The 26,389-nt window shown below is 45.4% G+C and carries 27 protein-coding genes; 16 read left to right on the top strand and 11 right to left on the bottom strand.

The annotated features are described in order from the left end of the window. The first annotated feature begins 62 nt into the window (after positions 1-62). A complete protein-coding gene (locus L5M49_RS15830; protein WP_263179961.1) occupies positions 63-608 on the top strand; it encodes a hypothetical protein in 546 nt (181 codons plus the stop codon). Positions 609-781: 173 nt separating this feature from the next. On the opposite strand, the gene L5M49_RS15825 is transcribed toward L5M49_RS15830, so the two are convergent. After that, positions 782-2,770 carry an alkyl/aryl-sulfatase gene (locus L5M49_RS15825; RefSeq protein ID WP_263266398.1) on the bottom strand — a complete coding sequence of 663 codons (1,989 nt, stop codon included), beginning with the start codon at positions 2,768-2,770 and terminating at the stop codon, positions 782-784. 123 nt (positions 2,771-2,893) lie between these two features. On the opposite strand from L5M49_RS15825, the gene L5M49_RS15820 reads away from it, so the two are divergent. Beyond that, entirely contained in the window at positions 2,894-3,835 is a 942-nt protein-coding gene (locus L5M49_RS15820; protein ID WP_263266397.1) for a LysR family transcriptional regulator, read from the top strand. Between the two features lie 82 nt (positions 3,836-3,917). On the opposite strand, the gene queF is transcribed toward L5M49_RS15820, so the two are convergent. Next, a complete protein-coding gene (gene queF, locus L5M49_RS15815) occupies positions 3,918-4,775 on the bottom strand; it encodes an NADPH-dependent 7-cyano-7-deazaguanine reductase QueF (protein WP_263266396.1) in 858 nt (285 codons plus the stop codon). A 59-nt stretch (positions 4,776-4,834) separates the two neighbouring features. Between queF and syd the strand changes: the two genes are divergently transcribed. Further along, the gene (syd, locus tag L5M49_RS15810; RefSeq protein ID WP_263266395.1) at positions 4,835-5,485 is read left to right on the top strand and encodes a SecY-interacting protein; all 651 of its coding nucleotides are present in this window, start codon (positions 4,835-4,837) and stop codon (positions 5,483-5,485) included. A 94-nt stretch (positions 5,486-5,579) separates the two neighbouring features. Here syd and L5M49_RS15805 read toward each other — a convergent pair whose 3' ends face one another. Further along, complete coding sequence (locus tag L5M49_RS15805) at positions 5,580-6,353, bottom strand: Zn-ribbon-containing protein (RefSeq protein WP_263266394.1); 774 nt, start codon at positions 6,351-6,353, stop codon at positions 5,580-5,582. Beyond that, positions 6,353-6,736, bottom strand: coding sequence for a hypothetical protein (locus L5M49_RS15800; RefSeq protein ID WP_168823200.1), 384 nt, complete (start codon positions 6,734-6,736; stop codon positions 6,353-6,355). The genes L5M49_RS15805 and L5M49_RS15800 overlap by 1 nt, the downstream gene beginning before the upstream one ends. Before the next feature lie 164 nt (positions 6,737-6,900). On the opposite strand from L5M49_RS15800, the gene L5M49_RS15795 reads away from it, so the two are divergent. Further along, positions 6,901-7,308, top strand: a complete 408-nt coding sequence (locus tag L5M49_RS15795) for a DUF3192 domain-containing protein (RefSeq protein ID WP_263266393.1) — start codon at positions 6,901-6,903, stop codon at positions 7,306-7,308. Between the two features lie 10 nt (positions 7,309-7,318). On the opposite strand, the gene L5M49_RS15790 is transcribed toward L5M49_RS15795, so the two are convergent. After that, positions 7,319-7,552 carry a DUF2789 domain-containing protein gene (locus tag L5M49_RS15790; protein WP_012588139.1) on the bottom strand — a complete coding sequence of 78 codons (234 nt, stop codon included), beginning with the start codon at positions 7,550-7,552 and terminating at the stop codon, positions 7,319-7,321. A gap of 149 nt (positions 7,553-7,701) precedes the next feature. Between L5M49_RS15790 and L5M49_RS15785 the strand changes: the two genes are divergently transcribed. Together L5M49_RS15785 and L5M49_RS15780 are read left to right on the top strand one after the other, a co-directional pair. Next, positions 7,702-8,340 (top strand): GNAT family N-acetyltransferase, encoded by a 639-nt coding sequence (locus L5M49_RS15785; protein ID WP_028760619.1) that lies wholly within the window; start codon positions 7,702-7,704, stop codon positions 8,338-8,340. Beyond that, complete coding sequence (locus tag L5M49_RS15780) at positions 8,333-8,638, top strand: DUF962 domain-containing protein (protein WP_263266392.1); 306 nt, start codon at positions 8,333-8,335, stop codon at positions 8,636-8,638. The genes L5M49_RS15785 and L5M49_RS15780 overlap by 8 nt, the downstream gene beginning before the upstream one ends. Before the next feature lie 1,738 nt (positions 8,639-10,376). On the opposite strand, the gene L5M49_RS15775 is transcribed toward L5M49_RS15780, so the two are convergent. Both L5M49_RS15775 and L5M49_RS15770 read right to left on the bottom strand, forming a co-directional pair. Then, the gene (locus L5M49_RS15775; protein WP_006080967.1) at positions 10,377-10,763 is read right to left on the bottom strand and encodes a DUF3301 domain-containing protein; all 387 of its coding nucleotides are present in this window, start codon (positions 10,761-10,763) and stop codon (positions 10,377-10,379) included. Continuing rightward, positions 10,760-11,773: a DUF3549 family protein gene (locus tag L5M49_RS15770; protein WP_263266391.1), complete on the bottom strand. Its 1,014-nt coding sequence runs from the start codon at positions 11,771-11,773 to the stop codon at positions 10,760-10,762. Before L5M49_RS15770 ends, L5M49_RS15775 begins: the two co-directional genes overlap by 4 nt. A gap of 163 nt (positions 11,774-11,936) precedes the next feature. Here L5M49_RS15770 and L5M49_RS15765 point away from each other — a divergent pair, with 163 nt between their 5' ends. Together L5M49_RS15765 and truC are read left to right on the top strand one after the other, a co-directional pair. Beyond that, positions 11,937-12,257 (top strand): YqcC family protein, encoded by a 321-nt coding sequence (locus tag L5M49_RS15765; RefSeq protein ID WP_263266390.1) that lies wholly within the window; start codon positions 11,937-11,939, stop codon positions 12,255-12,257. Continuing rightward, positions 12,244-13,089, top strand: coding sequence for a tRNA pseudouridine(65) synthase TruC (gene truC, locus L5M49_RS15760; protein ID WP_263266389.1), 846 nt, complete (start codon positions 12,244-12,246; stop codon positions 13,087-13,089). The genes L5M49_RS15765 and truC overlap by 14 nt, the downstream gene beginning before the upstream one ends. Before the next feature lie 121 nt (positions 13,090-13,210). Here truC and L5M49_RS15755 read toward each other — a convergent pair whose 3' ends face one another. Beyond that, a complete protein-coding gene (locus tag L5M49_RS15755) occupies positions 13,211-13,405 on the bottom strand; it encodes a hypothetical protein (RefSeq protein WP_263266388.1) in 195 nt (64 codons plus the stop codon). 121 nt (positions 13,406-13,526) lie between these two features. Between L5M49_RS15755 and L5M49_RS15750 the strand changes: the two genes are divergently transcribed. The 4 genes from L5M49_RS15750 to L5M49_RS15735 all read left to right on the top strand — a co-directional run bounded on the left by L5M49_RS15750 (position 13,527) and on the right by L5M49_RS15735 (position 18,560). After that, a complete protein-coding gene (locus L5M49_RS15750; RefSeq protein ID WP_113938961.1) occupies positions 13,527-13,991 on the top strand; it encodes a flavodoxin in 465 nt (154 codons plus the stop codon). Next, on the top strand, positions 13,943-15,424 hold the full coding sequence (locus L5M49_RS15745) for a PTS transporter subunit EIIC (protein WP_263266387.1): 1,482 nt from the start codon (positions 13,943-13,945) through the stop codon (positions 15,422-15,424). Before L5M49_RS15750 ends, L5M49_RS15745 begins: the two co-directional genes overlap by 49 nt. A gap of 165 nt (positions 15,425-15,589) precedes the next feature. Beyond that, the gene (gene purU / locus L5M49_RS15740; protein WP_263266422.1) at positions 15,590-16,456 is read left to right on the top strand and encodes a formyltetrahydrofolate deformylase; all 867 of its coding nucleotides are present in this window, start codon (positions 15,590-15,592) and stop codon (positions 16,454-16,456) included. 172 nt (positions 16,457-16,628) lie between these two features. Next, entirely contained in the window at positions 16,629-18,560 is a 1,932-nt protein-coding gene (locus L5M49_RS15735) for an HD domain-containing phosphohydrolase (protein WP_168823188.1), read from the top strand. Positions 18,561-18,694: 134 nt separating this feature from the next. Here the strand turns inward: L5M49_RS15735 and dapD are convergent, their stop codons facing one another. From dapD to map, 3 genes are read right to left on the bottom strand one after another with little or no spacing between them, the layout of a single operon-like run. Continuing rightward, on the bottom strand, positions 18,695-19,519 hold the full coding sequence (gene dapD / locus L5M49_RS15730; RefSeq protein WP_028760609.1) for a 2,3,4,5-tetrahydropyridine-2,6-dicarboxylate N-succinyltransferase: 825 nt from the start codon (positions 19,517-19,519) through the stop codon (positions 18,695-18,697). A 21-nt stretch (positions 19,520-19,540) separates the two neighbouring features. Then, entirely contained in the window at positions 19,541-22,126 is a 2,586-nt protein-coding gene (glnD, locus tag L5M49_RS15725; RefSeq protein ID WP_263266386.1) for a bifunctional uridylyltransferase/uridylyl-removing protein GlnD, read from the bottom strand. Between the two features lie 33 nt (positions 22,127-22,159). Beyond that, positions 22,160-22,990, bottom strand: a complete 831-nt coding sequence (map, locus tag L5M49_RS15720) for a type I methionyl aminopeptidase (RefSeq protein ID WP_226058787.1) — start codon at positions 22,988-22,990, stop codon at positions 22,160-22,162. Positions 22,991-23,273: 283 nt separating this feature from the next. On the opposite strand from map, the gene rpsB reads away from it, so the two are divergent. The 4 genes from rpsB to frr all read left to right on the top strand — a co-directional run bounded on the left by rpsB (position 23,274) and on the right by frr (position 26,359). Then, a complete protein-coding gene (gene rpsB, locus L5M49_RS15715; protein WP_028760607.1) occupies positions 23,274-24,002 on the top strand; it encodes a 30S ribosomal protein S2 in 729 nt (242 codons plus the stop codon). 120 nt (positions 24,003-24,122) lie between these two features. Next, entirely contained in the window at positions 24,123-24,974 is an 852-nt protein-coding gene (gene tsf / locus L5M49_RS15710; protein ID WP_028760606.1) for a translation elongation factor Ts, read from the top strand. 68 nt (positions 24,975-25,042) lie between these two features. Next, entirely contained in the window at positions 25,043-25,780 is a 738-nt protein-coding gene (gene pyrH / locus L5M49_RS15705) for a UMP kinase (RefSeq protein ID WP_006080981.1), read from the top strand. Between the two features lie 21 nt (positions 25,781-25,801). Next, positions 25,802-26,359: a ribosome recycling factor gene (gene frr / locus L5M49_RS15700; protein WP_012088724.1), complete on the top strand. Its 558-nt coding sequence runs from the start codon at positions 25,802-25,804 to the stop codon at positions 26,357-26,359. The last annotated feature ends 30 nt before the right edge of the window (positions 26,360-26,389 follow it).

Below are 26,389 nucleotides of genomic sequence, written 5' to 3'. Positions count from 1 at the left end.
ATTGCTGGGTATAGTCACGCCCATAATATTTTGAATTTGAATGAAATAAATGAGGTTTAACAATGAAACGGATTAAGTGCCTAATACCTACCACTATGATGGTGTTGCTATCTGGTTGTGGTTATTTTGGTGGCGATGAAAAGCAGCAATTGGAGCAGGCTTGGTTAGCCCAAGATCCACAGTTGCAGCAAGTGGTTGAGCAAATTCGTGCCAATGGCTTAGATGTTGTGGCTCAAAGCGCGGCAGCAGGCACAGTTTCGGCCTGTGTGGCTGGAAAACTCAGCCAAGATCCGTTGGGTAAGTTAGTCAATGTTGAAGGTTCGCTGGTGGAGTCGGCTAAAGTGGCAGAACTGCTGGGTGACTTACAGAAAGTAATGGAGCAAGACATCAGTTTTGATCAGGTCGCGAGCTTGCTACAAAAGGGCGCCGATGCGGCGGCTTATGCTAAAAGTCTTATCGAGCAACAAGGTTTAGATCAAGCCTTACAAAGCCTTAAGCAAATGGTGACCGCGAGTGAGCAATTTGCCCAGCAAGACTTAGGCGCGCATTTTCAGCAGTTATTGCTTGAGTGCAAAACTTCAGTCCCAACGCCAGAGTCTGCGAATTAATTATCTTACTTTAATCTGGCCTTTAAGGAGTGCGCGAGAGAGAACATGTCGTGAAAATGGCTATCCGTACTTCACTCTTTTGCTTACAGAACTCGACTCGCCAAGTGTCAGAATGGTTAGTGCTAGTGTAATTTTTCCATAAAACGCCCTGAAGATTCGGGGCGTTTATTTGGTTATTTTGTGCTTGGTAATGGGACGATTTCAAAGCTTTCATCGAACTTTACTAAGGTCGACGCTATCTTACCGAAGGTATCTTTATCACCTTCTAACTTGGCAGTACCCTTGGCCAGTAACTCTTTAAGTGTGACTTTTCCGAGTAAAATCCCCGTAATATAGCGTTTATCAATATAAAGATTGGCATCGGCCTCCATTGGTTTATCAACCTTAATATTGCTTAAATTACCGTTGCTTAGTTCAACATAGAGCGTTTCTTGGGTGTCGGGGTTAATCACATTAAGCCTGGTTAGCCCAAGTTCAGCAGCTTTGAGGCTATCGACTTTTACGGCAAGGAAGTCAAACAGGGTCGATATGTCCATTTCTCCTAAAATATCTGCTGAGGCCGATTTAGGCGCGCCGGGTTGAATGCCTACGCGTAACTCTTGGGCGCCAGTGAGGTAAATGTTGCGCCAGCCAGCCCCTTCGGCTTGATAACCCAGTTGCTCATAGGTATCGGCAAGTAATTGTCTTGCCTCTTTATTATTAGGTTCTGCCATCACGACCTTATTGAGTGCGGTGGCCACAAAACGGTACTCGCCTTGGGCATAGTCGGCTTTGGCGTGTTTCACTACGGCTTTGGCACCGCCCATATACTCCACAAATTTCGTCGCTTCATCTTTTGTCGGTAGTGGGTTTAAGTTGGCGGGATTCATATCGAAATAGCCAAGGTACATGTTGTACACGGCTTTGGCATTATGGCTGTAGGTACCGTGGTAACCATTGGTGTACCAAGTATCGCGCACAGCCTTAGGGATAGTGGTTTGAATCGCATCGCCAATATCTTGAATACCCACGCCATTATTAGCTAAACGCAGGGTTTGATTATGCACTAGGCCATAGTTATCCCTTTGCATTCTTAAGTATTGGTTTACATCAGTATTGCCAAATACGGGGGCTGAGTGGGCAGTGAATATAACCTGTGCATCATTACCAAAATGGGTCAGTAATTCGTTGATATCCTTAGACCATTTTATCGCATCTCGAACTTTTGCCCCGCGTAAGGTATAAATGTTGTGCATGCCGTGGTAGGTGAGCTCTGCGGTCCACAATGCTTTCATTGAGGGAATATAGGTGGCCATTTCCGAGGCGGCTTCTGTGCCTGATGCATCCATAAACACCATGTCGATGCCATCAATGGTGAGTGTTTCCCACTTGTCTTTTGCATTTAAGGTGACATCGGGTTTAACGTAGGTCACTTCGCCTTTGGATAATCCCTTAGCAAGTGCGGCATCGACAATGCCTTGATTGTTTCGCTCTAATGTTGCGCCGTATTGATAGGCGGCGCGGCGGCTCATGGCATTACCGGCAAGCACGTTTTCGTCGACAATTTCTTTGGTGATGTTATTGGAACCATAGACTTTGACATTCGGATACATCTCTTTGATGGCGCGGGAGCCGCCAAAATGATCTCCATGACTGTGGGAATAAATCATCGCGACTACGGGTAAGTTATTGCCCTCGGGCAAGTGTTTAAGCGCAAACTCGAGGGATAATTTTGCCGCTTCTTTGGTGAGCAGCACGTCATAAAGGATCCAACCCGTTTTACCGCGGATAAGGGTTAAGTTCGATAAGTCTGTGCCACGCACTTGATAAATGCCATCTGTGACCTTGTATAAGCCGTTAGACACCATATTCAATTGAGCTTGGCGATAAAGTGAAGGGTTGACTGTGTCTGGGGTTTTGTCGCCAATAAAGCTGAAATCGGCACGTAAAATGGCTGCTGTTGGTTCATCGAGTTCAGCAATAAGATTTTTAGAAAACTCTTCAAAGGCTTTTTTGTCAGCAAAATTAAGGCTTGCTGCTGAGGCTTTATTTACCGCAATGGTTTGCTCGGTGGCAGGCTTTCCCTGATAGTGCAGGCTAATATGTTCATGCTCGTGTTCAGCGGCCACGGCGCTTAAAGAGAAGCTGGCGATAATACTCATTGTCATCAAAGATTTTTGCATTATTTTACCTACCGAAAAGTGGGATAGTGTCGTCGATGGTTTGAGTATAGCCAGCTTGTGTATTTAGATAACTCGAGTTAGCTTGGGTTGTAATATTCATATAGTGAATGAGTGCACTCTTTTATGCCGACACGAAAGCCATTAGATTTAAATTTATTACGCGTGTTTATGGTGGTTTACCGTACTCGTTCATTCACCCAAGCGGCACAGGAGTTAGATTTAACTCAGTCTTCCGTGAGTAATGCGATAAGCCGGTTCAGGGCTTGGGTCGGGGAGTCGCTGTTTAATCGGGTTGGACGGGGAATTGAGCCTACATCGGTGGCACGGGAGATGTACCGTAAATTTGAGCAGCCCATGGCGGATATTGAAACCGTATTACTGGGGTTTGAGCATTTTGATCCCAACTCGAGCCAGCGGCGCTTTTATGTATATGCTAATGAGTCGGTTATCGAAGCGCTGCAATCAGGCGTGCAGGCTTTGTTACAGAATGCGGATATTGAAGTCATTTTCCGCGAGTCGCCGCCGCAGGAGGATGATCTATATCGCGATATTTTGCTTGAGCGGGTCGCCGTTGCCATAGACATTAAGCCCGCGCAGCAAAGTTTGCTCTCGAGTAAATTACTCTTCACCGAAACCCTCGTTTGTATCGTCAGTTTGCAGCATCCTCGTATTCAAGGTGTCATTAGCCATGAACAGTATTTTGAGGAGAAACACGTCTTTTTGAATCTAAGGCGTTTTAATTTGACTGCGGGGGATTTGTTTACCGAAGGCGTGTTACCAAGGCGCAAAATGTACAGTGAGCAATCATCTCTATTGAGTATGTTTGCAACTGTCGGCAAAAGTGAGGCGATAGGCATAGCGCCTTTGCGGTACGCCAGTCAGTACGCTGAGATGTTCGGCTTACAGATTTTACCTATGCCCCTGAAAACAAGGCCAATTGATTTGTATATGGTGTGGAGCAGTAAATATACCCAAAACCCGAGCCATCAATGGCTACGGCGTTTATTGCTCAATGCGAGTGCAAACACTGTGAATAAAAAAGCTCTGAATCTAGCGAGCAGCTAGGGCTAGCGACTCAGAGCTTTGTTGCAGTTTTTAAATTTTATTTTCTATCTCAGATTGTTAATCTAATAGCCTAGGAAGGTCATTACTGTCTTGCGAGTCTGTGGCTTTCACCAGGTTGCTCGAAGTCACTGCGATAAGGGTTGATATCTAAACCACCGCGACGCGTGTAGCGGGCGTAAACCGTCAATTTAGTGCAATGACAGAAACGTTTTAAATCGACGAAAATTCGCTCGACACATTGCTCGTGGAATTCGTTATGTTGGCGGAAAGAAATCAAATAGCGCAGCAGTTTCTCACGATCGATTTTAGGGCCTTGATAACGGATCATCACGCTGCCCCAATCGGGTTGCGAAGTGATCAAACAGTTGGATTTCAGCAGGTTTGAATTAAGCGTTTCCGCGACCGTTTGCTTATCGTCTGTACTGTTAACTAAGTAATCAGGATTAAAACTATAATCGCTGACTTCAATATCGAGATCGTCAATACAAGTGCCTGGCAACTCAATAATACGCTGAATACCAAAGCTTTTGGGCTCGATAATCTTAACGCTAACATCACCTTGAGCACACTGACTTAAGTCTTGCACTAAGGTTTTTTGCAGTGAATCTAGGCTATCAAACTTGGTTTGATTAAAGCTATTGAGATACAGTTTGAACGATTTCGACTCAATCAGATTCAGGCTTTCATAGCTTAAATGAAATTCAGCTATGGCCACCATAGGCTTACCTTTGGCATTTAACCAAGACAGCTCATAACCCGTCCAGATATCGGCACCATGAAACGGTAACGTCCCAGTGAGTGCAATAGCATTACGGTTTAGTGAGCGTGGAACCCCTTGCAGCAGCGACGCATCATACTCGGCTTGGTAGTTGGTGGCTTTACCTAAAGTCAGGCCAACAAGCGCTTGCGCATCACTATAGGGATCGTGATTCTGTGTCATCAATACTGTTTCCATGTCAAAATAGGCGCACATTATACCTGAAATTGGATTGTGCTTAAGTGTCTTGTCTGCCCGCACTCGATAAATTTTTGCAAAACTATCATCAAGCTTACTTAACGAGTTTAGGTGAACTACCGCGTTATTACCCACAGGGTGAGCCTTCTGTGTGTATTCAAGGCGAATTTCAACCCGATCTTGAACAGGCTGTTTCTTGGCAGCCAGTGAAACGCAAAGTTGAAGGCAGTTTCGCCAATGTAGAGCATGCACTGGAGTTAACTTTATGGCCAGAGATCAATGATTTTTACGGTCATTATTTCTCCGCACCAGTATTATTTAACTCTAAGTGGGGCACGGGGGAGTTACTGCAAGTCTGGAATGATGACGATTTTAACTGCCTGCAACAAAACTTGATTGGTCATCTGATGATGAAGAAAAAACTGAAGCAGTCACCGACTTGGTTTATCGGTCTGTTAGATGAGGGAGATAAAATGCTCACCATCAATAACAGTGATGGTAGCGTATGGATTGAAATCCCTGGTGAAGTGCAATCTGAGCAATTGTCCTCGAGTTTGACTGCGTTTATTGAAGCATTATCGCCACGGATAGCACCACCCGTTAAACATGAAGAACTACCTATGCCCGCATTAGAACATCCTGGTATTTTCGCCAGTTTTAAACGTATGTGGCAAAACCTTTTCGGTAAACGTTAACTTCTGTGAGCGACATTTTTATTCTCAACCTAAGTATTAACTCAACCTAAGCGTGGCTTATCTTAGGTTGAGTTCTGCAAGGGATAAACAGATGTTATTGATGATCCCAAGACAGATTCGACACTATGCGGCAAGGCTCGCAGCGAAAATGGAACATATCCAATAAAGGTTCATCGAGTTTCCAATCATGACCGCCACAACGTGGGCAAGGTCGCGTGTTTTCTGAGGCCAAATCTTGGCCGCCAACGCGATATAAGTAGTAATAGGTCGGGATCTGAGTGAGATATTCGATACGACCGCGCAAATCCCAACCTCTGCGAAATAAATCACTGTCAGGACTCGATAATTCCTCTAGCGCGGCAAATTCTGCCTTAGTGGCTGCAGCCATTTGCAGCTCGTCGCAGGCTTGCCATTCGCTCTGCCAACGGATAATACGTTTATGATCGCCATTAAAGGTTGCGGGTATACGGTACAGGGGAATGGGCAATAAATTGTCGCCGCTACGTAGGGGCGAGCACATATGCACAAAACTGGTGTATAGCAGTTGCCAGCTGGGTGTTTCGGTATTACTTACTTCAGAATTGATATCCTGACCAATAAACTTTTCCCGCGGCGCGAGTAGTTTAGCGTCGGTTAATTCTACTAAGGCTTTTTTGACCCAAGGGCTGTGATATTTGTGCGCTAAACTGCTTTTCTCTGGCATCAATAAACGCACTCTAAACTCACCGTCATTAAAGGCGACCGCAAATTCTCGTCCTAAGATTTGGCCATTAGCTCGATAGGCTTCAAGGAGCTGATTAATGGCCTTCTCGGCGGCAGATATCGTGGTGTCGGCGAAGCATTCGAAGCGCAGTTCAGTGACAAACATTAAGCTGTTTTTCCTTGGATTTCTAATAAGTTGATGCGTTGTTTAAGTTCAAGCAGTTCGTTTTTTAATTGCATTATTTCTGTTTTTTGCTGCTCAGCATGACGTTCAAAATACGCCTGTTGCATCTGCAGGCGCTCGGCGAGCACTGCAAGGGTTAAGGTATCGTTAGTTGCGGGAACGTCAGTTGTAGGGCTGATAGTTTGCAACTCAGTTAAACGCTCGCGATCTGCCTTAGGCATAGATTTAAATTGCTGTAAGCCTTGGATCAATATAGGTAAAGGTAGGCTACTACCTAAACGGGTTTTAATTAAGGCAAGGCTCGGTACTTTACCGCAGGCTTCGAGCGAACGTGCGGCCGCTAATACTTGGTCAAGGGGACTCATAATTAGCAAAATTCCTTACTTTGTTGAATTGTTTAAACCAATTTTAAAATAATAATTAAGTTTTTCATTTAAAAACAGTGTGTTGTCTTGTGGCATTTATTTTGCTTATTGTACAGCCGAAATACCATTTTTTAAGCTTCAATAATAATTACACAGGATGTCACATGATGAACCATAAATTGAATAACAAACTTATCGCCATCACTTTTTTAGGGCTCGCAAGCTTAGGTCTTAGCGGCTGCGTGGTCAATGTCGGTGATGGAGAATCGGGTTGGGATAGCAGCGAATCTTGGGAGAAAGTGCAGGATAAAAATCGCACTAACTTAACCAAACTGAGTTTAGGTATGCCTAAAGACCAAGTGATGATCTTAATGGGCACCGCTGATTTTAGTGAAGCCTATATTCAACAAAGTGCTCAACAAGGTGAAGCCAATAAAGAAGTCTTAGTGTTGTTTTATCGTACCCAGCGTAATAATGGCGATGGAAAAACCACTAAGGATGAATGCACGCCTATCGTGCTGAGCAACAATGCCTTAGTGGGTTGGGGTGAAACGGCTTACAGTAAAATTTAACCCGCGAGTTTTATAGCTTACGTAGCTGAGTATCGAGTTGCTCAATGGGCTCAGTCCAGAGGGCATCGGCTTCTAAACCTTCAATGATAAAGCTCTTTTGGGCAGGGGTCCAAAAGGGCGCTTGGCTTAAATGGATGTGATGGTCGATATCATGGGTTGCAATAAACTGCGCTATGGCCTCGTCGCTACTGTCTAAACCGAGTTGCTCAAACAAGTGGCTTAAGTCTACTGGAGTTGTATCCATCATTATTTCCTTTTCAGTATAGTGCCTTCGTTTAGAGTAAGCGCCTGATTGAAAAATGCAATCTATGATTAAAATTTGCACTTTTTAGTTTCCTTGGTAGATTAACAGTTACGCATAAAAAGTGTGAGCTAAGTCAAGGAATGCTAACGATGGACAATGAAATTCTGGAGGACTGCCGTGCAGTCTATTTGACAGCGGAAGACTTACGCATTGCCGCTTCTATTCTCTATAACGCTTACCATGATGATCCTTTTTTTGTCGATTCACTCTTTACCTCAGACAAAGCCGCTTATGAGCAAAAATTGCGCGCCGCAATCAGGGAAGAACTCAATACGTTATGGCAACAAAAACAAGCCCTCATTGGTTTATTCGACCATGAAAGACTCTTTGGGTTAGCCTGTGTAGTTACTCAAGAAGTGCCTTTAGGGGAAGGGCGTTATTGGCATTGGCGCTTAAAGATGTTGTTAGGTACAGGTTGGCAATCGACTCAAGCACTAATGAACAAAGAGTCCAGTATTATTGAACTTTTACCCAGTAAGCACTGCGGTATTTTGCAGTTTATTGCTCTTGCACCAAATGAACAGCACAAAGGACTTGGACATAAGTTAGTGCAAGCTGTGGTGAGTTGGTGTGATGAGCAGCCTGATTTGGATGGCATTGGTGTGTTTATCGCTCAGGAGAACCACTTGCAACTGTTTACTCAGCATGACTTTGTATCCATAGGCGAGCTGAGTATCGGCAGTGTCCATGGCCAGCTTTTATTCTATTCGGTTCAACAAGATGACTAACTCTTATAAACGTTTCGCCGATTTTTATCCTTTCTATTTATCCCAACACCAGCACCCGACTTGTCGGCAATTACACTTTGTTGGCAGTTGTTTAGTTCTGCTGCTGATTGGCATTGCCTTGGTTTCACAAGCCTGGTGGCTATGCTGGTTTATTCCTATTGTTGGTTATGGTTTTGCATGGGTGGGACACTTCGTATTTGAGAAGAATCGACCCGCGACATTTCAGTATCCTTTTTACAGTTTGATGGCAGATTGGGTGATGTTTGCGCAGATGATTCGCTGCTTTTTTAAACGTTAAAAAAACTGCCCGAGTGAGATGCCCATGCCCGTGTGAGAGATCGCTTACAAACGTTGTAGGACATAATGTTTTCTTTTTGATTGTTTTTTGCCCTACAATATTTAATTTTAAATAGAATCATTGGTTTGTATTTATTTTTCTTTGGTTGGTCCGTAATTAATTTTGTAGTCCGTTCTTTGAGCCGAACAAAAAAGTTAGGGTTAACGTAGAATTCACTCATGGCCAAAGCAAATGGATAGCAAGGAAAGCGAAACAGGCCAAAGGGACGCCAGAAGCAACGAATTAAGATTTCAAGGTTGAAATCGCTGACGGTAGGAAAACTGTCATTCGCCTCGGATAGGCTAAGGAAAAGCAGGATTGCTTTTCAAGGATGATTAGGGACAGTGAGTTGTATCGTCAGGATGATGAATTTCAGGAAGAATACAGGACACGCTTAAGGATTAAGCATGAACTCGAAACAGGATGTGTCGAGATAAGGATAAAGTATAAGGGTGAACAGCTTGTACTAATCTATGGAAAATAAATTTTGCAGGATGCAATAGGAATACGTCATAGGAAGTGACAGGCTCTGTAAAAAGGATTTACAGGTCAAGGGACTGAGTGTTATCTCACGTAAGTTTGATACACAGGGACGAAAAGGGATTACAGGGACGACGCAGGACGCAAGCAGACGCATGGATGGTGCAGGGAGCACAAACCGAGCAGGACGGCTTACAAAGGATAAATGGGGCGCACTTTAGTTGCGCCCTTTTCTTTGGTTCATTTTCAGCATTAATCTGGCTTTGCCAAGCTATAACGCTATAACGCTATTCACACAGACTTTATCTTAACGCTGCTTAAAGACATCTTGCCGTAAAGCATGTTCACCAGTCTTACTTCTCTTATTGCCCAATGATTTACTCTCTGTGTTGTCTGTGTTTTGGTCATGCGCCGAATGCTTGTCGAATTTTGAGCGATAGCGGTTTATGCATAAGTCCTTCAGGGGAGAACATCTAGCGCTTTGCTTACTTTTGATTCGAATTGCCATCCTCCGTGTAAGAGATCTCTCACAAGTATGTAAGTAATTTGTAAGCCCAAAGGGTGGTCATGTCTTGTGGCTAGTTATTATTTTTATTTATATCAGTAGGTTAGTATATTTTCTGTCAATTGAACTCACCATCTTCGTTAACATTTTAAATAATCCGCAATGAGTACTTTTGTTGGTTGGCGTAGAATTCATCTTGTAGAAGGAGTTACGGGCAACAGGATGTTGGCGATCAGGATGATCGAACAGTGACTAAGGAATGTGACTTAAGGAAAGATAGGGATATAGGCTTTTCAGGATGAAAGAGAGCCAATACCAAGGAAGGGAGACTATCAAGGATTGATAGACTTATTGCATAGGATGGCAATGGCACAGGGAGTGCAATTGAATGGATGCAATACCCGTTTCATGGATGATGATGGAACCGCTCAGGAAAGAGCAAGCTTGGGACTGGATGACCAAGAGATAGGGAAGTACGTGAGTACAAGGACCTCAAGGATTGAGCAGGGATGAAGCAGGACGCAGATTGACGCATGGATGGTGCAGGGAGCACAAAAATAGCGGGATAGCTTAACAGAGAATAGGAGGGCGTGGCTTTAGGGCCGCGCCCTTTCTTTTATAACTTTTACAGTGAGTTATTTTGCAGCACCAGAGAATAACTGATTATTCTCAATTCTGGCGAACAGCTTATTTGGGCATCATAGTCGATAATACTTAATGACACTTGCCTGAGCTACAGCCGCTTTGCGTACCACAACCGCCAAATTTCCCCTGCGCTGTCGGCGCCTCTTGCCATTCGGGCTCCGGGAAGATAGGCCATTCGATTTTTTGAATTTTCTTGCCTTGCATCCAAATATGGCCACTGTACTGGTTAATGCCGTCGGTGCTGAATTCAAATAAATATTTCGCTTTCCAACAAATCCCCGTGGTGCCGCCAATGCTAGGGCGGGCGGTTTCCATTGCTATGGCTAATAGTTGCACTTTTTGTCGCCAACATTCTTTTTCGGCAAAAATACGGCTCAACTCTGCCATTTGGCGTAACTGCCAAAAAAATGCGGCAATCACGACGAGGCCAATAATTAACAGTAAATCTGACATCATTTGCTTGCTGCCTTAAACAAACCACCTATGGCTTGTGATAGTTGAATGCTTCGATTGGGATTTCTTAACTCGCCTAGTAGTTGATTGCGCAAACTAGGAATAGCCACAATATCAGCAAAGACCTGATTAAAAAAGGCTTGGGGCTGCAGTGCTAGGGCTTCTAAGTAAAGACTGCGACTTGAATCTTGTTTTAATACCGACCAGTTACGTCCGGCAATACTGATTAGGGCATTGGTATCTAAAGAGGCTTGGCCGTGTAGATGCTCAAACGCTTGTTGGCTGTGTTTGGCGCTAGAAGCCAAAGCCCGTAGGAAATAGGCTTGGTGCTCTGGGGCTGCATCTTGAAGTTTCGCGAGAATCTTATCGGCGAGAGTGTCGCTAATCAGTAAGTGTTCAAGACATTGGCATAGGGCGATTTGCACTTCAATGGCGGCCGTATCAAAACTCGATACCAAGTGCTGCTCATGATCAAATTCTTTTGCGCGTACACACACATCAGCTATGCCTTGCATTCCAATATGTTGCCATTGTGATGGGGCAATTTGGCCTGACAGATATTGCACGGCAAACTCGTATTGTGATGAAGCGCGTTGGCCAAGTTGTTTACGAACTAGTGCGTTAAATACGGCAAGTTTTTCCTGGCTTGGCTTGAAATTAAACGGATTATTCGCGAGTCGTTCTTGCTGCTCATCACTGAGTGGCTGAGTGGGATCTTGCCCTAATGCCGCTAATATCATTTCGATAAATTGTGAGCGAGGCGCGGGCGACAGTAATCCTTGCTCATCTAACGCCATCTTTAGAAACCAAATAAAGTGCTGCTGGCTAGCATCCCAAAAGACAATAGCAAATTGCGCATGCCCTTGAATAGGGTAAGGATAAGGCGTAGCGAGAGATTCGATTTGGTGAAATGCGAGCATATCAATATGTTGCACCCTACGGCCAAGATCATACACTTGGAACTGGGTTTGGGCTGTGGTTAAAAACTGGCTTAAAGTTGTAATTTCAGTCATTTGGCTGCCATATCAATCAAAGAGGCTCAATAAATTGGCGCCATTATAGGGGGAAGTGCGTCTGGATGGTATGATTGCGGCACTTTAATCGACCTATTCGGCCAGTGAATTGTGGGAAGTTTTCGAATCACACAGGGCTAATATGAGAATGGATCTGAAAGCTATGTTATACAGTCAAACCCAAGCTAAATTGGTTCAGATTACCCACGCGCTGCAAGCGGCCGAGTTGTGGTCTGAGCAAGCGCCTGCTGCCGCTGCAATGGCAAGCACAGCACCTTTTGCCTGTGATCTTATGCCCCTTGAGCAGTGGCTGCAGTTTATTTTGCTGCCTAGAATGCAGACTTTAATCGAAACGAGGGCGCCATTGCCGACGCAAATTGCGATTGCCCCTATGGCTGAACATGTTTGGCTGGATATGCCCCCGCGCCAAACTTTAATTAGCCTATTAAATGAATTGGATATGTTGTTAAATGAATCAAGATGATATCTGGCTTGAAACGCCTGAAAATGCAGTGAATGTATCCCAAGAGGATGATTCAGAAGAGCAGGCGCCTGAGATTGAAATTCTTTATGAAGATGAGCACTTAGTGGCAATTCATAAACCTGCAGGCTTATTGGTCCACCGCAGTTATTTAGCGCGTCGGGAGCGATTTTTTGCCATGCAGTTAACCCGTGACTTAGTGGGCTGTCATGTGTTTCCTGTACATCGTCTCGACAGGCCGACATCCGGCGTGCTCTTGTTTGCCAAGAGTAGTGAAGTGGCCAATGCTCTGTGTGAGCAATTTGCCTCCCATACGGTTGAAAAACAATATTTGGCTTTAGTGCGCGGTAATATGCATGAGAGCGGTATTTTAGATTATGCACTTAAGGTTGAGTTGGATGAATTAGGCGATAAGAATGCCGATCCTAATAAAGCGGCGCAGGAGGCTGTGACGGCGTATGAGCCGTTACTCAATACTGAAATTCCGTATCCTTCGGGTCGATATTCCACTAGCCGTTTCGCACTGGTGCGTTTGAGTCCTAAAACGGGGCGTAAGCATCAGCTCAGAAGGCATATGGCACATTTACGACACCCCATCGTCGGTGATACCACCCATGGCGACGGTAAGCAAAATGCGTTTTTTCGTGAGCATTTCGGTATTAATCGCCTGTGGCTTATCGCAAAAAAACTCACCTTTACACACCCAATAACTCAAACTCGGCTCAGCATAGAAACCGAGCTCGAGTCTGAGTGGGAAACCGTGTTTGCCGAGCTAGGTTGGGACGAGGCGACCTTGAGTCAGCAAGCTGAGTTATTCATCGCCCAAGAGGCGTGAACAGCAAGCGGCCAATGCTTGATATGGTGATATCAACTTAGCCGCGTGAATAAAATTAAGTGCATTTACTTTGCTTTGTTATTGAAACTAAAGTCATCGAATTTAAAACGAGGTGGATTGCTTAATCGTGGAGTTGTGGCGTTTGTGCTGTTTGTGGCCGCAGCTCTTGCATCATGACGGCTAAGGTTGAGAATCCAGACGTGAGTGCAAGTGGCGATATGAGATTTTGCTGGGCGGAGTGGAAGTAGTTTTTACGTCGAATATGGGTTGTTTTATGGTGCTGTTTGAGGTGTTTTTGGCGGGTGGACTGTCGCATTAGATATTTTCTCACGCTCAATGGCTTGATTTATAAAAAATTTGCGCCTTAGCTTGCTCATACGCTGAACAATAAAGTAAGGTCAGCCTAATAAGGTTTGCAACGCGATGTGGAGTGTATCATGAAAAAGGTGAATCTGGTGTTTGGCACTGTATATGGTAGTGCACAATTTGCCGCTGAAACCCTAGAGAAAGAAATGCAAGTTTTAGGTTATGATGTCACATTGTGGCAACCTAATGAGGTAGCAAGCTTTATTCCTCCTCAGGATGAATTGTTAGTGGTGGTGACTTCGACGACCGGACAAGGGGACTTACCCGATGATATTCAGTCTTGGTACCATAATCTTAAACATCTAGCACCCTACTTACCTGAGCTTAGATACAGTGTGATAGCTCTAGGTGATTCAAGTTATGAGACTTTCTGCGGTGCAGGTAAGTCTGTAGATGCACTCTTGAGTGAACTTGGCGCTAAGCCGCTGGTGGAATTACTCGAAATTGATGCCTGTGAAACCATGGAACCTGAGGTTGAAGCGATAAAATGGCTAGAACGCTGGAATCAAGTCGTCAAAACCGAGCTCGTCGCTTAGGTAGTTTCGTCAATCTACAGTGGTTTAAATTTGCCCAGCGCTTAAGCCAAGCGCTGCTTATTCCTATTGCCATTTTACCCGCAGCTGGGGTTATGCTCGGCTTAACTGTTAGTCCGATTCCTTTTATGCCCGAAGAGCTGACAGTGCTGATGCTGGCGGTAGGTAAACTCATTTTCGCCATTATGCCGATGTTATTTGCCGTGGCTGTTGCTATTGGTTTTTGTCGCGATCAAGGTATTGCCGCCTTTTCGGCAGTGTTTGGTTATGGGGTGATGACAGCGACGTTAGCCGCACTGGCCGATTTGTATCGACTTCCAACCCAACCTTTATTAGGAATGGATACCTTAGATACTGGAATTGCAGGTGGTATGATGCTTGGTGGTATTACTTGCCTCGCAGTCCGTTGGAGTCAATATATTCGCTTGCCTGCGATTTTCTCTTTCTTCGAGGGACGTCGCAGTGCATCTTTACTTATTATTCCCCTAGCGATGAGCCTAGGTTATGTACTCGCCCATGTGTGGCCACCCTTAGCTTTATTGATTGAGCGGGTATCTGACTGGGCGGTTTATCAAAAACCAGCCATTGCTTTTGGCGTGTATGGCGCATTAGAGCGGTTACTTATTCCCCTTGGCTTACATCATATTTGGAATGCGCCTTTTTACTTAGAGGTGGGCCAATATCAGTTATTGGGGCATGAAGTCGTTCGTGGTGAGGTGGCGCGCTATTTAGCAGGCGATCCGCAGGCGGGAAACCTTGCCGGTGGTTATCTGATTAAAATGTGGGGATTACCGGCGGCTGCACTGGCAATGTGGCGCTGTGCTGATCCCTCAGAGCGGAATCGCGTGGCGGGTATTATGCTCTCGGCGGGGGCGGCCAGTTGGTTAACTGGGGTGACTGAACCTATCGAATTTGCTTTTATGTTTGTGGCGCCGATTCTATTTATTATTCACGCCTTACTCACTGGGCTCGCTTATTTTGTCTGTATTATGCTGGATATTCACCACAGCATAGTATTCTCCCAAGGGCTGGTGGACTTTACGCTGCTATTTCCATTGTCCCGTAATGCCAGCTGGTTTATTTTCCTTGGGCCTTTAACCGCCATAATATATTACCTGTTGTTTAGACTGAGTATTTTAGCCTTTAATTTGAAAACTCCCGGTAGGTTTGAGCATAACGACAGTAAAGGACCTAAAGAAAGTTTACGGGCGATTATTGCGGCGCTCGGCGGGCGTGAAAATATCGTTGAACTTAATGCTTGTTTGACACGGTTACGCTTGAGCGTGCACAAGCCTGAGTTAGTCAATAAGGTGCGTTTGAGTCAGTTGGGTGCTAAGGGCGTGATTGTTATGGGCAAAGGTGTGCAGGTGGTTTATGGCACTAAGGCCGAAACCCTGCGTAAAGTATTGCAGCGTTACTTAGATACTCGCCGCTAGGATTGTGTTTTTACAAAATTAACTGCTTAATTTTTACATTTTATTGATTCAAGCCTCTGAAATATCATTTTTATTTTCGCATTATAGGGTTTTCATACTGTTCAGCATGATTTGCTATGGCAAACTCGATGTAGGGACAATATAGGAGAGCCAACTTTGCAACAAATGACTGAAACTCGCGGTAATACTTCGCCATCCATAGAACGTAAAATCTTACTGACGGATTGCGCTGATGCCCAAGGCCTCATCGCTAAAATCACCAGTGTTTGTTTTACTCATAAACTGAATATCATCAAAAACAGTGAGTTTGTGGATAATGCCCAAGGGCGTTTCTTTATGCGAACTGAGTTAGAGGGCATTTTTAACAGCGAACATTTATTGCAGGATCTGCGCGACGTACTGCCTACGCAAAATCATATGACGTTAGTTAGCGCGGGTAAAAAACGCATTGTGGTGTTAGTCACAAAGGAAGCGCACTGTTTAGGCGATTTGTTAATGAAAGCCTATTATGGTGGTTTAAGTGTCGAGATTGCCGCTGTGGTGGGCAACCATGATGCACTACGTGAATTGGCAGAGAAGTTTAACATTCCCTTTCATCTGGTGAGCCACGAAGGCTTAGACCGAATTCAACACGAGCAAGCACTGTTGGCCGCGGTATCGCAATATGAGCCAGATTATCTGGTGTTGGCTAAGTACATGCGGGTGCTAACCCCAGATTTTGTGGCGCAATATCCTAATCGCATCATCAACATTCATCATTCTTTTTTACCTGCTTTTATCGGCGCCGCACCCTATCGCCAAGCCTGGGAGCGCGGGGTGAAAATTATCGGTGCGACAGCGCATTTTGTGAATAATTGCCTTGATGAAGGGCCGATCATCAAGCAAGACGTGATTCCCGTCGACCACAGTTATAGTGCCTTAGAAATGGCGCGTGCTGGGCGCGATGTTGAAAAGAGTGTATTGAGTAAAGCGCTGCAATTAGTGCTCAACGAACAAGTGGTCGTGTACGGCAATAAAACGATCGTTTTCTAAGATGTAGGTGAGTCGTGGCAATGGCATGACATTCAACGGCGTTTATTTTAACCCGCGTCTGTCATGAAATCAGCTATCATTATGTTTATTGGAGATTTTATAGTGCTCACATTGGGGTGAACATAGCGGTATAGTGTATTACCCATGCTCGAATTACAGGTCGGAGTGCTGGATGTCAACTCGTCAAAGCCTTATCGTTGGAATGAAAGACTTGCCCGATAGTTTGAATTTATCTTGGGCACAGCTAGATGAGCAGTTTTGTGTGCTACGGATGAGCCAAGCCTTTTACAGCCGTTGCAAACGCTCTGCGGCGCAAATCATTAATCAACCCATTAGCCAATTGTTTAGTGCCTTTAATGCTGAACTATGCGCCGATATAGTGAGGCGACGCGGCCAAGAAATCGGTTTTCAATTACAAGATCATCGCGGCATACGTGTGCATCTCGCGCTGCATTCTTTGCCTGAAATGGGATGGTACTTGATTCTATCCGACATCAATTTTGAAGATCCGCAGATGAAGGAGTTGCACTCGGATTATCGTCGAGCGATTCAAGCCAGCGATGCTTGGTTGCAACACATAGAAGATGTGATTAAATCCTCCCAAGAAGAAGTATTTAAAGTTGCAGTTTCTAAGGCGATGTCGCTCACTGGCAGTCGATATGGCTTTATTCTGTTGCATAACGAAAAGTTAAAAACACTCACACTCGCCGCGCGTTCTGAGTATCCCCACGCAGAGGCTAATCAAGCCGATTTTGTTGAAGATAATACCCAAGTGTCAGAACTTGAAAGCCGCGTATGGCTCGAATGTGTGCGAGATTATAAGCCGATCATCCAAAACCAAACCGACTCCCAAAGGCGCTTAGGGGATTTGCCCTTAGATAAACTGCTACTTGGAGGGCGTTACTTGGCGGTGCCGATTTTATTTCGCAGTCGCTTAGTGGGCATGCTGTGCGTGGTCGACCGTAATGAGCCTTATAGTCGTAATGATGCGAGATCATTACTGACTTTTGCCAGCATTTTATGGCACAGCATTGAACTACCACGCACATTGCGCGCGGTATCCCGCCAGTCCAAAATCATTAAAGCGCAAAAAGAACAATTATCTCAATCGTTAACCCAGCTTATTAGTGCTATTTCTGAGGCATTAGAACTGAAAGATGCCTATACCGCAGGGCATCAAAAGTCGGTGGCGCAATTAAGTTATTTGATTGGTGAGAAATTAGGTTTAGACCCGCTGCGTTTAGAAGGGCTGAAGATTGGTGCCTTAGTCCATGATATCGGCAAGTTAGCGATTCCATCGCAGATTTTGACAAAACCGTCAAAACTTTCAAAAGAAGAATACGCATTAATTCAGACTCACCCATTACATGGTGCTGAAATTATTGAGGATGTGGAGTTTCCTTGGCCCATTAAAGAGATGATTTTACAGCATCATGAGCGGCTTGATGGCTCAGGTTATCCCGCGGGCTTAAAGGATAAGGCTATTTTATATGAGGCGAAAATTATTGCCGTCGCCGATGTTGCCGATTCGATATTGTCCCACAGGCCTTATCGCCCATCGTTAGGGCTGGAGAAAATGACTGAAGTATTGCGTGCGGGCAAAGGGACTCTTTTTGATCCTGAGATAGTCGAAACCTGTTTAGCGATTTTGATTAATCGAGAGTTGAGTATTAGCGATCATATCGGCGCTGCGCCGCTTGAACCTTTAGTCACGATTTCACTCGACCATGAGTTAGTTGATATTAAGCGTTTACTTACGACTGCCCATGCTAAGGTGGCCGTGGTATTGGATGAGCAACATAAGATACTTGGGGTGATCACGAGTCGCTTACTGGAACATTGGTTTAGCCCATTACTTGGCACTGCGGCTGAGCGTGAACTGGATAGGGCATCACTGCATAAAAAAGCCCATCAGATCATGGAGCATTCAGTGCCTATTATCAGTGAGGTGGCCACATCGGAAGATGCATTACTGCAGTTGAATTTACTAGACTCAGAATATCTTGTGGTGGTGAACAAAGCGCAGCAGCCATTGGGGATTATCGGCTGGCGGGCCATTGCAATGACGAGAAATGCATTCCGTGAAGTAGAGCGTTTGATTTAAGTGTCTTATTAAACACTTTATTTTTAAGCCTGATAATGACAGCGCAACCGTAGGCTAAATTTTACCGACAATAAAAAAGATGCCCTTAGGCATCTTTTTATGGAACTCATGTTATCGAACAAATGCTGTGACTGTTAATCAACAATACGCAGTAATTCGTTGATACCCACTTTACTACGGGTTTTTGCATCGACTTTCTTAACGATAATAGCGGCATAGAGGCTGTACTTGCCACAGGCTGATGGCAGGTTGCCAGAAACAACAACAGAGCCTGCTGGTACACGACCGTAATGCACTTCGCCGGTTTCGCGATCATAAATTCGAGTACTTTGGCCGATATACACACCCATGGAAATCACTGAGCCTTCTTCAACCACCACGCCTTCAACAATCTCAGAACGCGCACCGATAAAACAGTTATCTTCGATGATGGTTGGGCCCGCTTGCAATGGCTCAAGTACGCCACCAATGCCCACTCCGCCAGATAAATGCACGTTTTTACCGATTTGTGCACATGAGCCAACCGTTGCCCAAGTGTCAACCATAGTGCCTTCATCAACATAGGCACCTAAGTTCACATAGGATGGCATCAACACGGTATTTTTACCGATAAATGAGCCTTTACGTACTGTCGCCGAAGGCACTACACGAATGGCTTCCGCTTTAAAGCGGGCTTCATCATATTCGGCAAATTTTAACGGCACTTTGTCGAAGTATTTGGTTTCGGCGCCATCGATAACCACGTTATCGAAAATACGGAAGGACAGTAATACCGCCTTTTTCAGCCATTGGTGCACATGCCATTGTCCGTCGATTTTCTCGGCGACACGGACTTCACCTTTATCGAGCATATTGATGACATTTTGCACATCGCTGCGCACACCGGCGTCAACTGTGCTTGGTGTGATGTCGGCGCGCGCTTCAAAAGCCGCCTCAATACGTTGGCGTAAAGCCTCCATTTACTTCTCCCACTGGTCTCGTTAATTAACTGATTCGATATTCTTTGCACTCAGGGCACTGATTAAAGCATCCCTGAGGGTATTCTCTTGGTTTTCGTTAAGTTGCAAGCCGTCATTGGTCTGCAGCATAAAAAAGTCTTCGGCTCGCTCACCAATGGTGGTGATTTTGGCCGCGAGTAATGTTGTGTTGCAACGGTAAAAGATATCCCCGACTTTTGCCAGTAATCCTGGTGAATCTAAGGCGATAAGCTCCATCATACTTGTACCATGACGACTGCTTTCGAGGAAACTCACTTGTGTCGGCACATTAAAAGGTTTCATCTTGCGCGATAGTTTTCTAAAGCGCGGCAGTTTTGGACTGTCGCTCGACAGGGCTTTCTCAAGCGCCTTACGGATACTTTGGATGCGTGAAAGCTGGCTAACGGGCTCACCATCCTGCTCTAAGATCACAAAGGTATCGAGAGCATAATTATCTTTTGACGTCATGATGTTGGCATCATGGACGTTGATATTTTTATTGTCGAGTACCGCCATCACAGTTGCGAACAATTTAGGTCTGTCTTGGCAATAGACAAATAGCTCAGTACCACCACGGGTGGTGTGTTTGGACACTAAGACTAAGGGCTCATCCTGTTGTTTGTGTTTTAAAATCGCTTCGGCGTGCCACGCGACTTGATTGGGCTGGTGGCGTAAAAAGTAATCTGCCTTAAAACGTTGCCACAGGGCATCGAGATCTTTCTCTTTCAATCCGCGGCGCAGCAGCTCTTTTTTTGCCTTGGCTTGGTATTCACGCATTCTGGCACGAATATCGACGGGTTTTTCTTTACCGCGGGCGAGCACTCTTTGGGTCGAAAAGTACAAATCGCGCAGCAGTGAGCCTTTCCAGTTGTTCCAGGTTTTTTCGTTGGTGGCGCAGATATCGGCGACGGTTAAGCAGTACAGATAGCTTAAATGCACGGCATCGCGGACTTTATTGGCAAAGTCGGCCACCACATCGGGATCGGAAATATCACGGCGCTGGGCGGTGACAGACATCACCAGATGATTCTCAACCAGCCAAGCGACTAGACGGCCATCGTGATCGTTTAACCCGTGTAGCTTACAAAAGGCGAGGGCATCGCTGCTACCCAGTTTACTGTGATCGCCACCGCGGCCTTTGGCGATATCGTGGAAGATAGCGCCCAATACGAGTAAACCTTTTTTAGGTAATTGGTTGATCAGAATCGAGCCTAAGGGAAATTCTTCCTTTTGTTCTGCTTGGGAAAAACGCTCGATATTGAGCAGTAATCTGTGGGTGTGTTCATCGACCGTATAGGCGTGGAATAGGTCGAATTGCATCTGGCCTTCAATATTTCGCCATGCGGGTAAATAGGCCGATAACACGCCGTGTTTATGCATTAAAGACAAAGCAACAATGCCGCGGGGATGGCGCAGAATTTCCATAAAGGCTTGGCGACAAAGCGGGTTTTCTTGCAAGGCTTGCGGTTGGGCGCGTCTTGCTCGGCGCAGCGAACGCAGTGTTGGTGCGTAAATGCCTTTGATGTTGGAGTTTTTAGCGACTAACAAAAACAGCCGGACAATTTCTTCGCCGCTATCGAAAAGATCATCGCTTAGCGCTTCAATAAAAGTGCCGCGGCGCTGGTAGTGTTTATCTATCGATTGAATTTCTAAAGCTTTTGTATGGCCCAATGTTGCCCGTTTAAACAGCTGCAGCAACATTTCGTTTAGCTCCATCACTCGGCGTACCGTGCGATAGTAACGTTTCATCATCTGCTCAACAGCAAGCTGGGTGGCGTCTTCATAGCCCATAAGCTCGGCAACTTGGCGCTGTACATCAAAGAGTAAGCGATTTTCATCGCGACCGACCACCATGTGCAGGGCAAAGCGTAATTTCCACAAAAAGTGCTGACATTCGAGCAGCTCTTCTAGTTCACCAGGCTCTAAAAAGTCGTATTGGACTAATTCTTCGAGGCGAGCGGCGCCAAAATGGCGCATGGCCACCCAAGCAATGGTTTGAATATCCCTAAGACCACCGGGACAACTCTTGATATTGGGTTCTAAATCGAAGGCACTGGCTCTGGCATGGCGGGCATTTTGCTCATCCCGTTTTGCGATAAAAAAATCGCTTGAAGTCCAAAAGTCACTCTGACGAATCGCATCATAAAGTTGATCGAATAAAAACTCGGGCCCTTCGAGCAGTCGTGCCTCTAACAGATTGGTGGCTATGGTGATGTCTTCACGGCCGAGGATAATCGTGTCGTTTAATGTACGGACACTGTGGCCGATTTCCAGATTGGCATCCCACAGAAAGGCAATAAACTGACTGAGTGCCGCTTCGGCGGCGGGTGACAAGATATCATTAAACAGGAACAGCAAGTCGACATCCGAGTGGGGATGCAGCTCCCCACGGCCATAGCCGCCCACGGCAATCAAGGCAATATCATATTCCCTTAGACCGTGTTGTTCCCAAGCTTGCTTGACAAGGGCATCGACAAATTGACAGCGCTGCGTGACGAGCTCTTCAATCGGGGTTTTAGCCTTAAAACTGGCCAAAAGAATCTGATTCTGTTCGATTAATGATTGTTTAGCGAGCAGAGCTATATTCATCGAGTCCCTTGTTTTTATGCTTGTTAGTGTGGCCTATCGCTCGTGATTGATGATACGTGGGAAATCCTCATCCTCACGCAGGGTAAGTACTTCAACCCCTTTTTCAGTCACCAGTAAGGTATGTTCCCACTGGGCTGAATTTTTACCATCGGAGGTCGTTACCGTCCACTTATCATCGCGATCGAGTATGGTCGTGTGGCGACCAGCATTGATCATAGGTTCAATGGTGAAACACATGCCTGGGCGTAATACTGTGTTATCGCCGTTACGGTAGTGCATGACCTGAGGTTCCTCATGGAAACCCGAGCCAATACCGTGGCCACAATAATCTTGCACGATGGAATATTTCTCAAGCCCTGTTTTGCTGGCTTTGATGAATTTTTCGATAGTATTGCCAATTTCACCCAGTTTTAAACCTGGACGAACCTTACGAATAGCTAAATACAGGCTTTCTTGCGCGATGCGGCACAGACGTTTGTCCTTCGCGCTCACTTCACCGATTAAAAACATCATCGAGGTATCGCCGTGATAACCGTCTTTAATCACTGTGATGTCGATATTGAGGATATCGCCTTCTTTCAATGGTGGGTTGTCGTTTGGAATGCCGTGGCAAATCACATGGTTTACAGAAGTACAAATGGATTTGGGAAAACCATGGTAGTTAAGCGGCGCCGAAATCGCACCTTGCTCTTCGGTATATTTGGCGCAGAGGTCATTGAGCTCATTGGTGGTCACGCCCGGTTTAACATGCGGCGCGATCATTTCTAATACCTGTGCGGCTAGTTTGCCCGCAGCACGCATTTTTTCAATTTCTTCAGCGGTCTTGATGACTATACTCATTGCGTTTTCTCTTGTGTCTTTAATGTCTGTTGGCCACGCAACCTAATGCAAAAATTTGTGCTTTAGGGCTATTTATGGTATAAAGCGCGCCGTTATGTTTAAGTCTTGATGAATTGTCCAAGCTAGCTTTTGCGCTGCTTTGATACTTGCAAGACTAAAGATGGCGGCCATTATACATGGCTATTTGTCTAAATACTAAATCACACACGTGTCGACACATTCTTCGGGGTGCCCTCAGTTGTTATATAAGGGGTCGAAGACATGGGATACGTGGAGGTCTAACCCCCTAAATTTTAAGGTAATAGAAATGACTACAGTTTCAATGCGCGATATGCTTCAGGCCGGTGTCCACTTCGGTCACCAAACCCGTTACTGGAACCCAAAAATGAAGCCATTCATTTTCGGTGCTCGCAACGGTGTTCACATCATCAACCTTGAGCATACTGTGCCAATGTTCAATGAAGCGCTAGCTTTCATCAGCAACGTAGCTTCAAAGAAAGGTAAAGTATTATTCGTTGGTACTAAACGTGCTGCTGGCGAAGCGATCAAAGAAGCTGCTCTGTCTTGTGACCAGTACTATGTTGATCACCGCTGGTTAGGCGGTATGCTGACTAACTGGAAAACCGTTCGTCAGTCAATCAAACGTCTGAAAGAACTGGAAAGCCAATCAGTAGACGGTACTTTCGACAAGCTGACCAAGAAAGAAGCGCTGATGCGTACTCGTGAGCTTGAAAAGCTGGAAAAATCTTTAGGTGGTATTAAAAACATGGGCGGCCTGCCAGACGTATTATTCGTCATTGGTGCTGACCATGAGCATATCGCTATTAAAGAAGCTAACAACCTGGGTATCCCTGTTGTTGCAGTTGTTGATACTAACTCTGCGCCAGATGGTGTTAACTACATCGTTCCTGGTAACGACGACGCTATGCGTGCTATCCGCCTGTACACTTCTTCTGTTGCTGCTGCTGCAAAAGCTGGCCGTGGTCAAGATTTGGCTGTTCAAGCTGAGCAAGACGGTTTCGTAGAAGCCGAATAATAATAAGGCGGGATGATTATCATCACCCTTATTAACCAAGATTTTTGATTGGTTAACAGGGGCCATTCGGCCCCTGTTTTATATCTGCAAATTAGTCGATTTTTTATAGAGGATTTAACAATGGCAATTACTGCTGCCCAAGTTAAAGAACTGCGCGACCGTACTGGCGCAGGCATGATGGATTGTAAAAACGCTCTGACAGAAGCTAACGGCGACATGGAGTTAGCAATTGACAACATGCGTAAGTCTGGCGCTGCTAAAGCGGCTAAAAAAGCGGGTAACATCGCTGCTGACGGTACAATTCTGATCAAGAATGGCGAAGGTTTCGCTGCGCTATTAGAAGTTAACTGTCAAACTGACTTCGTTGCTAAAGATTCAAACTTCTTAGCATTCGCGAACGCAGTATTAGATGCCGCTGCTGCATCTAAAGTGACTCTTGAAGATTTAAAAGCACAGTTTGAAGATGCACGCGTTGCATTGGTAACTAAAATCGGTGAAAACATCAACATTCGTCGTGTTGAGTACATCGATGGTGCAAACCTATCTTCATACCGTCACGGTGAGCGCATTGGCGTTGTTGTTGCCGGTGAAGCTGACGAAGAAACCTTAAAGCACATCGCAATGCACGTTGCTGCTTCTAAGCCTGAATACGTGAACCCAGAAGATGTTCCTGCAGAAATCGTTGCAAGAGAACAAGCTCTGCAAATCGAAATGTCAATGAACGAAGGCAAATCGGCAGAGATCGCTGAGAAGATGGTTCTTGGTCGTATGAAGAAGTTCACCGGTGAGATTTCTCTGACTGGTCAAGCTTACATCATGGAACCAAAGAAAACTGTAGGCGAAATTCTGAAAGAGAAAGGCGCTAAAGTCACTAACTTCATTCGTTTAGAAGTGGGTGAAGGTATTGAGAAGAAAGAAGAAGATTTCGCGGCTGAAGTTGCTGCTCAAATCGCTGCTTCTAAAAAGGCTTAATCGCCAACGCTAAATACCCCCAAGACCGCGGCAATAGCTGCGGTCTTGTTATGACCAGGATAAAAATTATGAGCACCAATCCAAAACCCGCATTTAGACGCATTCTTCTTAAATTAAGTGGCGAAGCACTGATGGGCGACGAAGGCTTCGGCATCGACCCTAAAGTATTAGATCGCATGGCTCAGGAAGTGAAAGAGCTGGTTGAGCTGGGTATTCAGGTGGGTGTGGTTATTGGTGGTGGTAATCTGTTTCGCGGTGAAGGCCTAGCAAAAGCAGGCATGAACCGTGTGGTGGGCGATCACATGGGTATGCTGGCAACGGTTATGAACGGCTTGGCAATGCGAGACGCCCTGCACCGTGCCTATGTTAATGCTCGTCTGATGTCAGCTATCCCGTTAAAGGGTGTGTGTGATGATTACAATTGGGCTGAAGCGATCAGCTTGCTAAAATCTGGCCGAGTGGTTATTTTTGCTGCCGGTACAGGTAATCCTTTCTGCACGACCGATTCTGCGGCCTGTTTACGCGGCATTGAAATCGAAGCTGAAGTCGTATTGAAAGGCACTAAAGTCGACGGTGTATACTCTGAAGACCCAATGAAGAACCCAGATGCTGTTAAGTATGATGAAGTGACTTATGCGGAAATTCTGGAAAAAGAATTAAAAGTAATGGACTTAGCCGCCTTTACTATGGCGCGTGATCACGACATGCCTATTTTAGTCTTCAACATGAATAAGCCTGGCGCTCTACGCCGCGTTATCATGGGTGAAGAAGAAGGCACGCTGATCAGAGCGAAAAAAGTTATTTAATGACCAAGAAGGACATTTAACGTGATTGAGAACATTAAGAAAGATGCGCAAGAGCGTATGGGTAAATGCGTTGACGCGACTAAAAACCAAATGGCAAAAGTGCGTACCGGTCGTGCCCACCCAAGCCTGCTGGATTCCATTCAAGTCTCTTACTACGGCACTATGACGCCACTAAACCAAGTGGCTAACGTGGGCGTTGAAGATTCACGCACTCTGTCTGTGACTGTGTTTGACCGTAGTGCTATCCAAGCTGTTGAAAAGGCTATTATGAGCTCTGATTTAGGTCTGAACCCTATGTCAGCTGGCGCGACATTACGTATTCCATTACCCGCGTTGACTGAAGAACGTCGTAAAGACTTCATCAAAGTGGTGCGTAACGAAGCTGAAAACGGTCGTATTGCTATCCGTAACGTGCGTCGTGATGCGATTTCTGAAGTGAAAAAGCTTGAAAAAGCTAAAGCTTGTACTGAAGATGATGTGCGTCGCAGTGAAGAAGAAGTGCAAAAGTTCACCGATGCTCACATTAAAAAGGTCGATGAGATTTTAGCGGCCAAAGAAATTGAGTTGATGGAAGTCTAATCTCAGTTCGATAAGCTAGAGTTGATGCGC

The organism is Shewanella sp. SM74 (genome assembly GCF_025653725.1).
Taxonomy (GTDB): Bacteria; Pseudomonadota; Gammaproteobacteria; order Enterobacterales; family Shewanellaceae; genus Shewanella; species Shewanella oncorhynchi.
This window is presented reverse-complemented; position numbering and strand designations above follow the sequence as displayed.

What these genes read in the sequence shown, in the direction of transcription:
- L5M49_RS15765 (WP_263266390.1), top strand. Translation starts at nt 11,937, where the DNA reads ATGTTATACAGTCAAACCCAAGCTAAATTGGTTCAGATTACCCACGCG.
- L5M49_RS15825 (WP_263266398.1), bottom strand. Translation starts at nt 2,770, where the DNA reads ATGCAAAAATCTTTGATGACAATGAGTATTATCGCCAGCTTCTCTTTA.
- L5M49_RS15785 (WP_028760619.1), top strand. Translation starts at nt 7,702, where the DNA reads ATGGACAATGAAATTCTGGAGGACTGCCGTGCAGTCTATTTGACAGCG.
- tsf (WP_028760606.1), top strand. Translation starts at nt 24,123, where the DNA reads ATGGCAATTACTGCTGCCCAAGTTAAAGAACTGCGCGACCGTACTGGC.
- L5M49_RS15780 (WP_263266392.1), top strand. Translation starts at nt 8,333, where the DNA reads ATGACTAACTCTTATAAACGTTTCGCCGATTTTTATCCTTTCTATTTA.
- L5M49_RS15805 (WP_263266394.1), bottom strand. Translation starts at nt 6,353, where the DNA reads ATGTTTGTCACTGAACTGCGCTTCGAATGCTTCGCCGACACCACGATA.
- purU (WP_263266422.1), top strand. Translation starts at nt 15,590, where the DNA reads ATGACTGAAACTCGCGGTAATACTTCGCCATCCATAGAACGTAAAATC.
- L5M49_RS15790 (WP_012588139.1), bottom strand. Translation starts at nt 7,552, where the DNA reads ATGGATACAACTCCAGTAGACTTAAGCCACTTGTTTGAGCAACTCGGT.
- queF (WP_263266396.1), bottom strand. Translation starts at nt 4,775, where the DNA reads ATGACACAGAATCACGATCCCTATAGTGATGCGCAAGCGCTTGTTGGC.
- dapD (WP_028760609.1), bottom strand. Translation starts at nt 19,519, where the DNA reads ATGGAGGCTTTACGCCAACGTATTGAGGCGGCTTTTGAAGCGCGCGCC.
- pyrH (WP_006080981.1), top strand. Translation starts at nt 25,043, where the DNA reads ATGAGCACCAATCCAAAACCCGCATTTAGACGCATTCTTCTTAAATTA.
- rpsB (WP_028760607.1), top strand. Translation starts at nt 23,274, where the DNA reads ATGACTACAGTTTCAATGCGCGATATGCTTCAGGCCGGTGTCCACTTC.
- L5M49_RS15800 (WP_168823200.1), bottom strand. Translation starts at nt 6,736, where the DNA reads ATGAGTCCCCTTGACCAAGTATTAGCGGCCGCACGTTCGCTCGAAGCC.
- L5M49_RS15830 (WP_263179961.1), top strand. Translation starts at nt 63, where the DNA reads ATGAAACGGATTAAGTGCCTAATACCTACCACTATGATGGTGTTGCTA.
- L5M49_RS15755 (WP_263266388.1), bottom strand. Translation starts at nt 13,405, where the DNA reads ATGCGACAGTCCACCCGCCAAAAACACCTCAAACAGCACCATAAAACA.
- L5M49_RS15820 (WP_263266397.1), top strand. Translation starts at nt 2,894, where the DNA reads ATGCCGACACGAAAGCCATTAGATTTAAATTTATTACGCGTGTTTATG.
- L5M49_RS15795 (WP_263266393.1), top strand. Translation starts at nt 6,901, where the DNA reads ATGATGAACCATAAATTGAATAACAAACTTATCGCCATCACTTTTTTA.
- L5M49_RS15770 (WP_263266391.1), bottom strand. Translation starts at nt 11,773, where the DNA reads ATGACTGAAATTACAACTTTAAGCCAGTTTTTAACCACAGCCCAAACC.
- L5M49_RS15750 (WP_113938961.1), top strand. Translation starts at nt 13,527, where the DNA reads ATGAAAAAGGTGAATCTGGTGTTTGGCACTGTATATGGTAGTGCACAA.
- L5M49_RS15775 (WP_006080967.1), bottom strand. Translation starts at nt 10,763, where the DNA reads ATGATGTCAGATTTACTGTTAATTATTGGCCTCGTCGTGATTGCCGCA.
- L5M49_RS15745 (WP_263266387.1), top strand. Translation starts at nt 13,943, where the DNA reads ATGGCTAGAACGCTGGAATCAAGTCGTCAAAACCGAGCTCGTCGCTTA.
- truC (WP_263266389.1), top strand. Translation starts at nt 12,244, where the DNA reads ATGAATCAAGATGATATCTGGCTTGAAACGCCTGAAAATGCAGTGAAT.
- L5M49_RS15735 (WP_168823188.1), top strand. Translation starts at nt 16,629, where the DNA reads ATGTCAACTCGTCAAAGCCTTATCGTTGGAATGAAAGACTTGCCCGAT.
- glnD (WP_263266386.1), bottom strand. Translation starts at nt 22,126, where the DNA reads ATGAATATAGCTCTGCTCGCTAAACAATCATTAATCGAACAGAATCAG.